The 12738-nt window shown below is 39.7% G+C and carries 8 protein-coding genes; all 8 read right to left on the reverse strand.

Annotation, left to right across the window (positions count from 1 at the left end):
* Nucleotides 1-18: 18 nt before the first annotated feature.
* Nucleotides 19-1476, reverse strand: a complete 1458-nt coding sequence (locus tag ACFSKV_RS07105) for a DUF1254 domain-containing protein (protein WP_380801248.1) — start codon at nt 1474-1476, stop codon at nt 19-21.
* 264 nt (nt 1477-1740) lie between these two features.
* A complete protein-coding gene (locus ACFSKV_RS07110) occupies nt 1741-2895 on the reverse strand; it encodes a helix-turn-helix domain-containing protein (RefSeq protein WP_380801249.1) in 1155 nt (384 codons plus the stop codon).
* Nucleotides 2896-3154: 259 nt separating this feature from the next.
* The gene (locus tag ACFSKV_RS07115; protein ID WP_380801250.1) at nt 3155-4993 is read right to left on the reverse strand and encodes an alkyl sulfatase dimerization domain-containing protein; all 1839 of its coding nucleotides are present in this window, start codon (nt 4991-4993) and stop codon (nt 3155-3157) included.
* 347 nt (nt 4994-5340) lie between these two features.
* Nucleotides 5341-6507, reverse strand: a complete 1167-nt coding sequence (locus tag ACFSKV_RS07120; RefSeq protein ID WP_380801251.1) for a helix-turn-helix domain-containing protein — start codon at nt 6505-6507, stop codon at nt 5341-5343.
* Between the two features lie 159 nt (nt 6508-6666).
* Nucleotides 6667-7473 carry a DUF2490 domain-containing protein gene (locus tag ACFSKV_RS07125; protein ID WP_380801252.1) on the reverse strand — a complete coding sequence of 269 codons (807 nt, stop codon included), beginning with the start codon at nt 7471-7473 and terminating at the stop codon, nt 6667-6669.
* A gap of 135 nt (nt 7474-7608) precedes the next feature.
* Nucleotides 7609-8847, reverse strand: coding sequence for a BamA/TamA family outer membrane protein (locus ACFSKV_RS07130; protein ID WP_380801253.1), 1239 nt, complete (start codon nt 8845-8847; stop codon nt 7609-7611).
* 206 nt (nt 8848-9053) lie between these two features.
* Nucleotides 9054-11159, reverse strand: a complete 2106-nt coding sequence (locus ACFSKV_RS07135) for an alkyl/aryl-sulfatase (RefSeq protein WP_380801254.1) — start codon at nt 11157-11159, stop codon at nt 9054-9056.
* A gap of 104 nt (nt 11160-11263) precedes the next feature.
* Nucleotides 11264-12439 (reverse strand): helix-turn-helix domain-containing protein, encoded by a 1176-nt coding sequence (locus tag ACFSKV_RS07140; protein WP_380801255.1) that lies wholly within the window; start codon nt 12437-12439, stop codon nt 11264-11266.
* Between the last annotated feature and the right edge of the window lie 299 nt (nt 12440-12738).

Below are 12738 nucleotides of genomic sequence, written 5' to 3' on the forward strand. Positions count from 1 at the left end.
CTCTATAGAGGGAAATTCTCAATCTACAAGCTCCAAATCAGGCAAGACCCAACTTTTATCGAACAAAGATGGAAGCGGTCCATAGAACCTGAACAGTATCTCGAATTTGCCCTTAGGGTCCGTTGGGGTCCAATTAGACTCTTTACCCTCTGGGGCTTTCGGTCCGAAATACAGATCCACCGATCCGTCCTCATTCACCTGAAGACCAGGACTCTGGGAGGAACGTCCCGCGTGGGACATCTCTCGGATAAGGGCGTGGGTCTTCAGGTCGTAGAGCGTGGCCGACCAGTATTGCCGCACGGGGGCATTGGCAGGAACATTCAGCTTATAGGTCTTGCCACCGTCTAAGAGCTGGCCCTCCTTATCCACGAGTGCCATGAGGTAGAACTGACCTTCACCCATGCGTTTGGGTGTAAAGAAGATGAAGGAGAATAACAGGCCCCGGGCATCCACCGGATAGAGGTTTGGGTCTGTAAATTGCTCTTGGGAGGCCTTAAAGACCATGGCAATCGACTGGGGAAATGACCACCTGCTGCCCTCTGCAAATGCACCGCCCTTCACCACTTCCTTGTACATCCCGTCAATAAACGTAAAACCCTGCCCAGCTGCCTCATTGAGCAATTGGGCGCGCTCTGCGTCCGGTGCAAATGGCTTTCCTTTTTCAATGCCGATCATGCGCAGCTTATCAATCATGGCCCTGTCACGCTCGAGCCAGGGTTCGTACTGAACTATACGGTTCAGCGACTCAAAAAAGCGGATGTCATATTGAATGGTTGCATCATAAAGCACTCCCGCCGCATCCACATAAACGGTGGGAGGCGGAGCCTGTGCCTGCGACAAGGGGTAGATCTTCATTCGCTTTCCGTATTCCACTGCCTTGGCAAGGTCTTCTTCACTGCCACTTTTTAGTACAGAACGGATAAGAGCGTACCCCTTGTAGGTCAGCGATGGAAGAACAATATATCCTGAGGGCAAATTGCCTGAATACCCTGGAGGAAGAATAAGGTACTTACCTCCCTTACCCCCGTCGGCACCTGCCGGGCCGATATCTTCAAGCGGCATCTGCCAGGCATCCATGATAGTCCCTACAATAGCACCGCCATCAGCCGGGGGTATCTCTAAGACCACTGGCCCCCCTTGTTTCGTATCAAAATAAGGCGTGAAATAGATGACATCGGTATTGGGCGTAAGCGTTTGGTTTTTCCAATCAAGCAGCCCCGACCAATACAGCATCTGGTTGTCCCGGCAAGCGGTCTCGCGGAGCATGGCCTGGTACATGAGATCAAGATTAACTGCGGGCATACCCCATAACATAGCCTCGACGGCACGGTGCTTTATAACCTGCTGCTCCATTTCAGAGAAGGACACAGTTTGATATGCCTGTGGTTCGCCTGAATTAAGAGACTTTTCCTTAGGCGTACAATTAGTCAATGCCGAAAGGATCAAAAAAATAAAAGGTAAGTAACAGATTTTCATGGTTTTCATTTGAACAAATCATAAGATACATTCAAATTTAAACCAAATCAGGTCCTTATCATTTTGCTCATTGCACCTTTTTAGCCAAAGAATGCAAGGAGAAAATCTATAATTGGCTGGATATCTTTCATCATTTCAAAAAAAACAAAGTTAATTCCTATGTCAATGGAGGTAAAAGTTCTGATCAAATAAAAAATTTGAGTTCAATATTGATTCCTTCCAGCTTGACCTTAATACCATGTAACAAATTATTCGATTTTAGTTTCAATTCTCAAACCCGGACCTGAATTCTGAAGGAGAAACTCCCATTACTTTTTTGAATGATTTGGTAAAGGAATTTCTATTGTTAAATCCACAATCAAATGCAACCGCCTCTAAAGTATGGTTCAACCATTCCCCATTCTTGAATTTGTTGATGCAATATTGGATACGCTTTTGATTGATAAAGTCCACAAAACCTAGGCCCATAAATGCATTAAGACTTTTAGAAATCTGATAGGCCGGTATATTGATATCTCTGGATAAATCATGAATGCTGTAGCCATGCTTCAAAAACAATTGGTCTTTTTCCACAATAGTATCAATCTTGGAAATTATTTCCTCCAGTTTTTCATCTTCTGCGGTCAATTGGATTTTATTTATGGATTTCGAAGCTTTAATGGTTCCATTGAATGATTTTCCGTACAGCAATGAAGGGTAAAAAAAAAGGGAGAAAATTAAAATCAACAACCAAATCACAGAGACGGTATTGGCCAATTGGTAAGAGGTCAATTGATCCAACCAAAAAATACTGATCATATGAGGAAACCAAATAAAAAACTGACAACCTAAAAACACAAATATCCAATTCTTCCAAATTTTCTGATACTTGCTTAAGGTACTTTGATTCCTTGCCCATTTGACCAAAACTACCAACTGAGCTACCCAATAGGCTCCAAAAACAAAGGTTCTGAATTCATGGTGAAAATTTGGTCCAAAAAATTTACTTTGGTTAAATTGGGCCATAAGTGCCAGATCCTGAATTTCCAGAAGAATAAGCTCCTTCTTTTCGGCAGCAGGCAAAATCAAAACATCCCAATAATCAATCAGATAAATCAAAAGTGGGATGGCATGAAGTAGGTCATACCCTTTCCATTTCCGGTTTTTCGTGAAAAAGTCAACATGCAAAAATGCCATCACGCAAAAAATAAGGACAAATATCTGTCCGGTTCTATAAAAAATTGGCCAGTAAACGAGCAATTGAGAACTTAGGGAAAAACTCACCCATACTGCCAAAGAAGCATTCAATTGGGCAAACCCTAAAGGTATATTGGCAGGATTTTTCTTGATTCCAAAATAAAAAATCACTGAGGCTGAGATTACCCCTAAAGCCACCACAACCAATTGAACAAAAGTGATAATATCAAAATTGATTTCCATTTTGAATAAATAAACAAATTTCTAGTATCAATCTAGCACGATAAAAATAAAGGGATTTTTTGGAATTTTACCTTTTAAAAAGAATTAAAAACAAATATGGCTTAATGCAAAAATCCTTGTCATACAACCACATCCAAATGCATTGTTGCAATCCTACTTAAAGACAAAAATGAAAAAGTGATTATTGCCGAATACGAAATCCGGCAATAATCACTTTAGAATTGAAATACTGAAAAATTTTTAATTATGATTATTTGATTTATTGTTGTAGAACCGGAATGTGCTGATTTATGGCAGGGTTAAATATTTCATCAAAATACGATAGGAATTTTTCTACCTCTTTCTTATCCCCTTTTACGGAGTTGCCTTGTTCGGACAGTATTTGACCCACTGATTTTCTGTTCATGAAAAGATCAACCAAGGAGGGTTGCGACATGGTAAGGGTGGCATTGGGGGCTTGACTGTATTTTTCCACATCATCTATAAACTCAACCACGCCAAAGCGGCAGTGAAGCCCGACTTTCTTGTCATTGTCTACAGCAAAGGCCAACAGGTAATTCGTGGTACCCGCCTTTTCAGGGTCTATCCTTACCTTGTATTGCGTGAGCAGGGTGTTTGGATTCATGCTATTCACGATCTCATCAGGCAATACCAACCGCGGCAAAGCTAATTTATTGGTAAGCGCATAGGCCTGTGTGATGCACCAACTGCGCGCATTTTGAGATTCGAGCACCATTCCCAACTGATAAAGCAATTGCGCTTTTTTAGTTCGGTAGGTCTGATTGGTGGGATCGGTCACATACAGATAATTGATAAGTTTCATAGCCCAAATTTGATCCCCATCTTTATTGGCTTGATCGCTTAGTTGTTCCACACGTTCAGCCCCACCCATTGCTTTAATCAAGTTTGTTGCCTCATCTTCTCTTGTAAGTTTAAAAATATTGGCAGCATCATTGTCAAACCATCCGCGTCCATGATGGTAGATGGGTTCGGCATAGGTTTCGAGGGGACCGTAGGTTTCACACAAATACTCCGCATCGCGAAAATGCTGTGGCAATTTCAAAAACTTGCCCAGGTCCTGCGGGGCCCTTCCCAACAACATTGCCCTCAAGGTTTGGTCCTTCACAAAATTGTAAAAATCGGCATAAGTCTCTACTGTTTCCTTCACCTCCTGCTTACCCACAATGGGCATGCCGTGTGTACTCAGCATTATTTCCGTACCCAGATCCCTGATCTTAAATAATGCCTGGGTTATGATTTCCGGATCTCTGAAGTTGGAACCACGCAAAGAATACATATTAGGCATAAAGCCCCAGAAGGCATTGTTCAAAACGATTTTCCTGCTTGGGATCCATACGAGCAACTGGTCGTCTGAGTCAACATTGAAATTGGTGAAAAACTGAAGATCCAGCCCATCAATAGTAAGCACCTGCCCTTCGGTCACCTCATAGGTCGGCCTTACGAATCCGCTGAAGTCAGGGAAAGAGATGAAACCCCCAAAGGGTGCATCCTTACCCTCTCGTGGCAGCATCATATGAAACTGCTGTACCAAACCACTGTTCAAGAGGGGGCCAATCTCAGGAAACACACTTCCTGCCCCTTGGCCGGAAGCCAGGTTTGATGCCACCCTCGGGTTGGCAATGAATTGGGCATTGGGGTATTTTTCCTTGATTGCGGAACTTCCAAAAATGTAGTGGGAGTGGCTGTAGATCACCGCAATCACCGGCTTCTTGGTTACGGTTTCCAGCATCTTCAGGATTTCCCGTCCTATTTCCGGGCTGGTACCACTATCATAGATGATCACCCCATTTTTTGTTTCTATTACAGGTATGTACGATGCAAACAAACCATTGATGGTGTAGATGCCATCGGCAATTTTTGCAACTTCCTTTTTGATAAAATTGGACGATAATGGGACTTTGAACATTTTATAGTCAGTCTGTAGGGTTTTGTTTGCCCATGCCCCATTTGGAAATTCTACAAGCTCATAAGGGGTACCCATGAATGTCCCCTTCTTGTCAACCTTCAATTCCTGGGCTTTACCCATAAAAGGAACAAGTAAAATTATAATTCCAAAAAAGAGTTTGGATGCTTTCATAGATATTTTGGTTTATGTTTTTAAATAATTAATTGTGTGTGGATTGCCGATAAGAATCCAAATTCCATTTATTGCATTTTTTTATTGGAATATGGCCTTTAAATTGATATAAATACCCGGATTCATCCCATAACTATTTTTCTATTGGTTTTTAATAATTGCTTCAACTCAAAAGTAATTGAAGGTAGCAGGGAAGACTAAATGTCTTGGCATATATTCAATCAATAATGACGAGGCCTAATTATTTAGTAATAAAAAAATGAGGAGGCCAACTAAAACGAATCTACCGAGGAAAAAAGCTAACTTTCAAAGAGGGTTGATCTACTTCTTTCGAATAAAAAACAATGTTAATTTTTTAGGTTTTCCCGGTATTCAGAAGGGGAAGATCCAAGGAATTTTTTGAAAGCATTGGTAAAGGAATTGCGGTTATTAAATCCGCATTCAGCAGCAATAGCTTCAACTGTGTAATTTGACCATTTCCCTTCTTTGAATTTCTTCACGCAAAAAAGTACACGCTTTTGGTTGATAAAATCTATGAAACTTAAACCCTTGAAAGCGTTCAGGCTTTTAGAAATCTGATAAGCAGGAAGATTGATGTCTTTGGAGAAATCATGGATACTGTATTTGGCATTCAAAAAAAATTTTTCCTCCTCCATCTTTGACTCCATTTCCTGAATTATATCCTCTAATTTCTTTTCATCCAATTCAGATATTTGGGGTTTTTTAAGGTTTTTTGTGAACTTTGATATCCTATTACCTCCTTCAAAAGGCTTTCCATATAGCAAAGAAGGAAAAAAGAAAAGGAAAAGACTTGAAAGCATCACCCATCCCACAGAAAAAGAGTTGGTGATGTAGTAGGTAGTCGATTTATCCAACCAAAAAACAGTAAGGAAAAAAGGGAACCATAAAAAAAATTGGCAACCTAGAAACAGGATCATCCAATTTTTCCAGACCTTGTTTTCCGGTGTTAATAAAGACTGACTTTTGACCCATTTGATCAAAATCACAACCTGTGCAACCCAGTAACCGCTAAATAGCACTGTTCTGAATTCCGTGTGAAAACCCGGACCAATAAATCTTCCTTGGGTAAATTTTCCCAAGAGGTCCAAATCATTGATCTCCTGTAGGATCAATTCTGTCTTTTGAGCTGAAGAAAGGGATAATGTGTCCCAATAATCCACTAGATAAATCAATAGTGGAATCAAATGCAACAAGTCATACCACCTCCATAGCCGTTTTTGGGTGTAGAAAACGGTGTATAAATAAGGCATTGGGATAAATATCAGAACAAAAGCATTTCCTAACCTATACAAAAATGGCCAATGGACAATCAATTGGGAAACGATGGAAAAACTCACAAAGATCCCCAGAGATATGCTTAACTGCCCAATGCCCAAAGGTTGGTTGACAGGATTTTTCCGGAAACCGAAATAAAGAATAACCGCTGAGGATACAATCCCCACCACCACAGCAGCCAAATGAATAAAAGTGATAAAATCAAAATTGATTTCCATGGGGTTGTAAAAAAAGCAGATTCAAATTAAACGACTACTTCTTCTAAATTAATTTTAATTTCAGGAATCTAATTAACATTGACAAAAAAATCATCAAAAGAAAGAAGTCCTAAATATTGCTTTGGTTATGTTTGGACCCACCTATTGGATAAATATTTCTCAATCAATCACAGGAATTTCCTCTTCATTGATATTCTTCTTCTTCCTGAAATCCAAAGTTTGAAAAAGGGTTATCCGAAATGAATTGATAAGGAAAGTTTCCCTCAAAAATGGCTGTTGCTGAACGATAAGCTGATACAAAACCGCAACGCTCATATTCCCCGGAGGAGATATCAATACACCCGCCAAGGTCCTGTTCTGATCAAAAAGCATGTAGCCGACTTCTTCCTTGTTGTGGATAAAAAATTCATTGGCCAATTGCCATCGAAATCCAATTTTACTTTCAGGATATTCAGTGATGGGACCGTCGAACTGGATAAGGTAACGGTATCTATTGGTAAATGTGTAAATGGTTTCATCCAATTCTTCATTGGTAAACTGTTGCCGCCATCGCTGCTCAATCCGTAAACGATGCACCACATTTATATGACCTTTTTTATGATTGTACTGGAGTTGCTGATAGGTCCTGTTCTCATGTAGCCATGTCTGTTCTGCCTCAGAAGCAAATGTCCCAAACCAGGCATATCCACCTGTAATCCTAAAACCCATATTGGTATGGTAATTCATACCCACCCTTCCTGCGGTTAGGCTGGAATTCAGGGGAATAAGGCCAGTTGTCCGATAGTTGAGGTCGAAGCCGTAACTCCACCTGTCGTCAAACCTGCCGGTGTGGTTATAGGTAAACCAATATTGGGGCTTGGCAAATTGGGCCTGAACAGAAATACTGACCAAAAACAGAACAAAAAAAGGAAAAAACAGTCTCCAGTCTGATTTGATAATGGTACTTTTCCGTTTTTGGGTTTTCATTGCAGCTACGATATTATGAATCCGCATTGACAAAGAAATCCAACAATGTGTAATGTACCTAGACCTTAATCTGTTTTTCACCTTTTTCCCCGTAATCAATCTAATATTAACTCAAATTCAAAATTCATTGATTTGTTAAAAATATTCATTCAGGTTAAGGAACAAGCCCTGTGCACCGTTGGCACCAAAACCATAATCAAGTCCCAGGTTAACTCTTTTCTTTTCATTGATCATAAATCTCAGTCCTCCACCATATCCAAAAACAAAATTGCTAAATGCATTGATGTTTTCAGTCCTGCTGCTTGCAGTAGAAGCATTCAAAAACAGTACTCCTCCCCATTTGTTTTTCTCTCTCTGAAGGGGAAATCGCCATTCAGCTTCCCCGTATACCAAATCCTCTCCCCTTATCCTACCCTGCGTATAGGGCCTGCCTGATCTGGCAAACATATCCCAACCAATGGCAGGCAAAGCCAGATAAGGGGAAGTGCCACTGGTAACAAACCAACCATAAGCCCAAAAAGCCAATACATTACGGGGGCGGTTCTTATCCAGGTTGACATAGGTACGGTATTCCATCCATAATTGGGAGGCGCTGGTAGTACTTCCCAAGAACTCCGGAAATGCCCTTAATGAAATTGCTGCCAATTGCCCTTCATAGGGGTTAACTACGTTGTCCCGGCTATCAAAAGTAGCATTTGCAGAAAGTCCTGACTGAGAATATTTTTCATCGCTAAGCCCTTTCAGGTTTTGGTACCGGTAATGGTGGGTAATTCTCTGTGGTTCAGCATCTAGGTCAAGCTGTTTGTCATCTATTGCCCAAAAGATGTCCAGGTGATAACCAATACCATAAAACAGGTTCGTCTGCTTATGTCTTTTCTGTACAGTTTGGTACAACCTGAAATTATTAAAATACATCATCTCCTGTTCTTGGAAGGGTGGATAGGGATTGTCTGAAGGAATATCACCCCCTCCTACCAGCGTGCTCTTATCCAATACTGAACCCAGGCCATATGTGGGTTGTGCATTCAAGTTGAAGCGGATATCGGTCAGAAGGTTGAATTTATCTTCTTTGGTAAAGGCATTGGCGCGAACGGATGTAAAAAGCTGATTTAAGGTAGTGTAATAAACACCTATCAGGGCGGTAGAGTTTCTTGTATCAGCCGGTGTTCCCATATTCCAATTGACACCTGGCAATACTCCAAACAAAACCCCTACCGTGGGGTTTGTGGCTACCACGGGCAGAATATTGATATCAACTTTCTTTTCTTTTCTTGCCGTTTCTTTAATAGCTTCCTCCTCTTCTTGGCCAAATAAAATTGAAGGGAAAAAAAACAGGAAACCAAATATCCAAATAATAGTAAGGGTCTTTTTCATTTTTTAGTTGCAATGTGAATTTTGAACACTTAAATATAAGTCTATTGGATTTGGGATTTCGGGAGTTATTGCATGCATTTAAGGAATCATTGCGAGAAATGGAGGTATACCCGAAGAAAATTAATGTTTTCTACAATGGGTCAGCGACCCACTGTAGAAAACATTCAACTACCTTATCCCAAAATTGATGGTATCAAAATTCAACATCAATCTTCGATATAGGCGGGAGCATCAAATCCGCTATCGGCATTTGGAGCTTGGAACTTATTCTTTTTTGTACCTGGTAGAATTTCAAATCTTGGGTCAAACTCATCCAACATGCCAACCAATTGGGCAAGTATCTGTGGATTACCTTCAACTTTTGCTTTCCCTTCCTTGAGCAAATCCTCAAAAGTTTTAACTCCCATCATGGCCAAGTTTAGATCCGCCCGATTCAATGTTAGGGTAAGATCTGCGTTTTTGGCGGTAAAACCTTTGAGGTTGGATAGTGTCGAATTGCTCAATTCCACCAAGAATTTCTCGTTGTTATCTGGCGTGATGATGTTCATCTTAAAAGTTATTCCTTCTGCCTTTTTGCTATTGAGTTTTACACCAAGAAAATCCAACCAGGTTTCCGTACTCATGGCTCGAATGATATCAGGAGTCACAGATTTAGGCATTTCACCACCAGGGATACCGTTTCGAAGCTCATAGGCCCCTGCCAAGAAACTGTTTCTAAGACTTGTACTTTCCTGTTGGTATCCTATCTGCTCATAACAATCTGCCAAAAGGTCTTTGGCTTCTTGGTTTTCCGGTTCTGCAAATACTAGTTTGTTCAATAACTCGGCCGCATACTTATATTTTCCCTCCTCGAAAAGTTGTCTCCCCTTTTTGATTATTGGGGCTGCTCCACCCATCATTTCTACAAAAAGTGGCGCGGACTCTCTTTCCGACATGGGTATTAAAGTAAGCGGATTGGCATCCCAATATCCCAAATACCTGTTGATAATGGCACGGCTGTTATGCTCCACTGAGCCATGATAAGACCTAGCTGCCCACTGCTTTTGCAAGCTAGGAGGAACCTCATATACATTATGGACTTCATTGACTGTCACCCCTTGATTGGCTAGGTTCAAAACAGTATTGTGAATATGACCATAGGCATCCCGCTGCGAACGCAGGACTTCCTTTACCCTTTCGTTTCCCCATCTTGGCCAATGGTGCGATGCAAACATTACATCCGCTTCCTCTCCAAACATATAGAGTGCCTCGGATATTTTTTTTGACCAAGTCAAGGCATCCCGTACCAAAGCTCCTCTTAAGGTGTAGATATTATGTATTGTAGCAGTGACGTTTTCAGCCATCCACAATGCCTTTTTCTCAGGGATATAAGTATTCATCTCAACGGGAGCCTCTGTATTGGGGGTATTATGGAAGATCATCCTTAAGCCGTCAACCACCAGTTCTTCTACAGGCTTGCTGATTGAAATAGTAGGAGCTATTAAACCCAGGGTTCCGGAAGAAACATTCTTGGCCAAAGCCTGGTCAACGTGCCCGTAAGGACTTACTGGTAAAAGCACACCATATTGATAAAACAATCTTCTGTTCATCGCGTTGCCGGCAATCACGTTTTCAGATACCGCAAAGTTCATAAATCCATCCGGCGCTATCACTTTGACTTTTCCTACAATAACATCATCTTCATTGATAACACCCCGCACACCACCAAAATGGTCAGCATGGGTATGGGAATAAATAACCGCCCTGACTGGTCTCTCACCCAATTGTTCATTGGCAAACTTTAAGGCTGCAGCAGCAGTTTCCTTGGTAGTCAATACATCAATTAGAATCCAACCTGTCTTTCCTTCCACCAAAGTCAAATTGGACAAATCGAATCCACGAACCTGGTATATCCCATCTGTAACCTTATACAAACCGTAACCCATATTAAGCGTTGCAATTCGCTGCAGAGATGGATGAATTGTTTGGTAATCCTGCTCATTTAATAAGAAATCGTATCTTCCGATATCCCAAATTACCCTACCTTCCGCATTTTTAATCTGTCTAAAATCAGGAGCAGCAATGAAGCCTTTTTGCTGCTCTTCAAAATCCCTTTTATCATCAAATGGCAGGGAATTTTTCCAGTTTTCCCAAACTGCCAAGGTGTGCTTTGAAGGACCCTTCCCTTTGGGGTCAAAGTGGTCCGTGACACTTAAATCAGATTCTCCTGTCTCACTTTGCTGACCTGTGCAACTGACCTGGATAAATAAAATGACCAATAAAACCCAATTAAGTAAGGTTTTACAAATAGGTCTTTGGATCATGGTTTTCATATTGAGTTTAATTTAAAATTAACCCATAAAGATACCAAAGCACAAAAAGGTAAGTAACGTATTCTAAAAATCATTAGCCAATCTTAACAAAAAATTGGCGAAATTTATTTCATACCCTTTTTCCTAACTGACCTGATATAAACTGAGGGAGAAACATTCTTGAACTTTTGAAAAGCAAGGGTAAAAGAATTCCGGTTATTGAAACCGGACAATTCTGCCATTCCAACAATAGATAGATGGTCAAATCTCCCTGATTCAATCAATTTGCAGGATTCTTCAACCCTTTTCTCATTGATCAAATCAAAAAAATTGGTATTGAGATGTTGGTTGATAAATTGGGTTAAAAGATACACAGGAACATCTGTATCCATTGCTAAAGAATGAATGGAATAACCCCGTTGAAGAAATTTTTTTTCTTTGGTAAGAACCTGATCAAGTTTGACTTCGATCTCTTGTATTCTAGTAGGTGAAAGCATTTCTTTAGATTCACTTTTACTTTTCACAATTGACGCTTGTTTCTTCTCTTTTTTATTTATCCCATATAATATATTAGGGAAAAAGATAAGTGCGACAGCTGAGACAACTGTAAGTAAAGCTAGTGTTCCGTGCAATAATTCAAAAGATATTAAAGGATCATAAAACCAGTTTAACAAAAAGTATGGTAAGAAAAGCAGTAACTCAAAACCTAAGAAAATTTTGATCCAAATCAACCATTGCTTCCCAAAATCATCCATTTCATCTTTAAGCCTTACTGAATAATCCCAAACCAGTTTCACGGAAAAGATCCAATAAACAGCCAACATGGAAGTTCTAAGTATGGTGTAAAAATCAAAAGAAAAAAACCGGGACTGGGTATATTGGGTAAATAATTCCGGGTAAGCGATTTCCGATTTTATCAGTTTAAGCTTTTCGGGATTTTCCAATAAAAAAACAGGCCAGTAGTCCACCAGGAAAATAAATGCCGGAATAAAATGCAACACATCCCATAATTGTAAAAAATCAGATTTAATAACCGTTCGGATATATAGATATATTATAGGAACTGTAAACAATGCCAAGAGATTACCAGACCTGTATAATGCCGGGAAATGAATAAAATTTCCTGTAAAAATCAACCAGGAAATAAATGACATATATGAAAAAACCAGAAAAATAAATCCTAATAAAATATTAGATCGATTTTTTCTATATCCATAAATAATCAGAACAAATCCTATTAAATACCCGATCAACTGGGAACTAAGGTAAATAAGATTTTTCCAATCTAAAGTGATCTCCATACAAGATTAAAAATAATGTCGGGTCATAATTCAAATGTAAAAATAAAAATCCCAAGACTTTATTTTCAGATTTTGTAATTTATTTAAAAAATAAACACCCATAATACGAAATAGTTAAGGTTTTATTAAAAATTACTAAATAAAATTTTTCAGTACGCGAATTTTACAAATTTTTCTAATCTATTTAAGAAAAATATTGATATTTATTCTTTACCTTCCCTAAAATATACAGTTAATGAACCAATGGATTTTTCCAAGATCCGGTTATTAGTATAATTCAGAGGAAAACCATTTAACAA

Source organism: Shivajiella indica, assembly GCF_042683085.1.
GTDB classification, from domain to species: Bacteria; Bacteroidota; Bacteroidia; order Cytophagales; family Cyclobacteriaceae; genus Shivajiella; species Shivajiella indica.

Excerpts from the sequence above, each read along its gene's own strand:
- ACFSKV_RS07105 (WP_380801248.1), bottom strand. The coding sequence starts at position 1,476 with ATGAAAATCTGTTACTTACCTTTTATTTTTTTGATCCTTTCGGCATTG.
- ACFSKV_RS07110 (WP_380801249.1), bottom strand. The coding sequence starts at position 2,895 with ATGGAAATCAATTTTGATATTATCACTTTTGTTCAATTGGTTGTGGTG.
- ACFSKV_RS07115 (WP_380801250.1), bottom strand. The coding sequence starts at position 4,993 with ATGAAAGCATCCAAACTCTTTTTTGGAATTATAATTTTACTTGTTCCT.
- ACFSKV_RS07120 (WP_380801251.1), bottom strand. The coding sequence starts at position 6,507 with ATGGAAATCAATTTTGATTTTATCACTTTTATTCATTTGGCTGCTGTG.
- ACFSKV_RS07125 (WP_380801252.1), bottom strand. The coding sequence starts at position 7,473 with ATGAAAACCCAAAAACGGAAAAGTACCATTATCAAATCAGACTGGAGA.
- ACFSKV_RS07130 (WP_380801253.1), bottom strand. The coding sequence starts at position 8,847 with ATGAAAAAGACCCTTACTATTATTTGGATATTTGGTTTCCTGTTTTTT.
- ACFSKV_RS07135 (WP_380801254.1), bottom strand. The coding sequence starts at position 11,159 with ATGAAAACCATGATCCAAAGACCTATTTGTAAAACCTTACTTAATTGG.
- ACFSKV_RS07140 (WP_380801255.1), bottom strand. The coding sequence starts at position 12,439 with ATGGAGATCACTTTAGATTGGAAAAATCTTATTTACCTTAGTTCCCAG.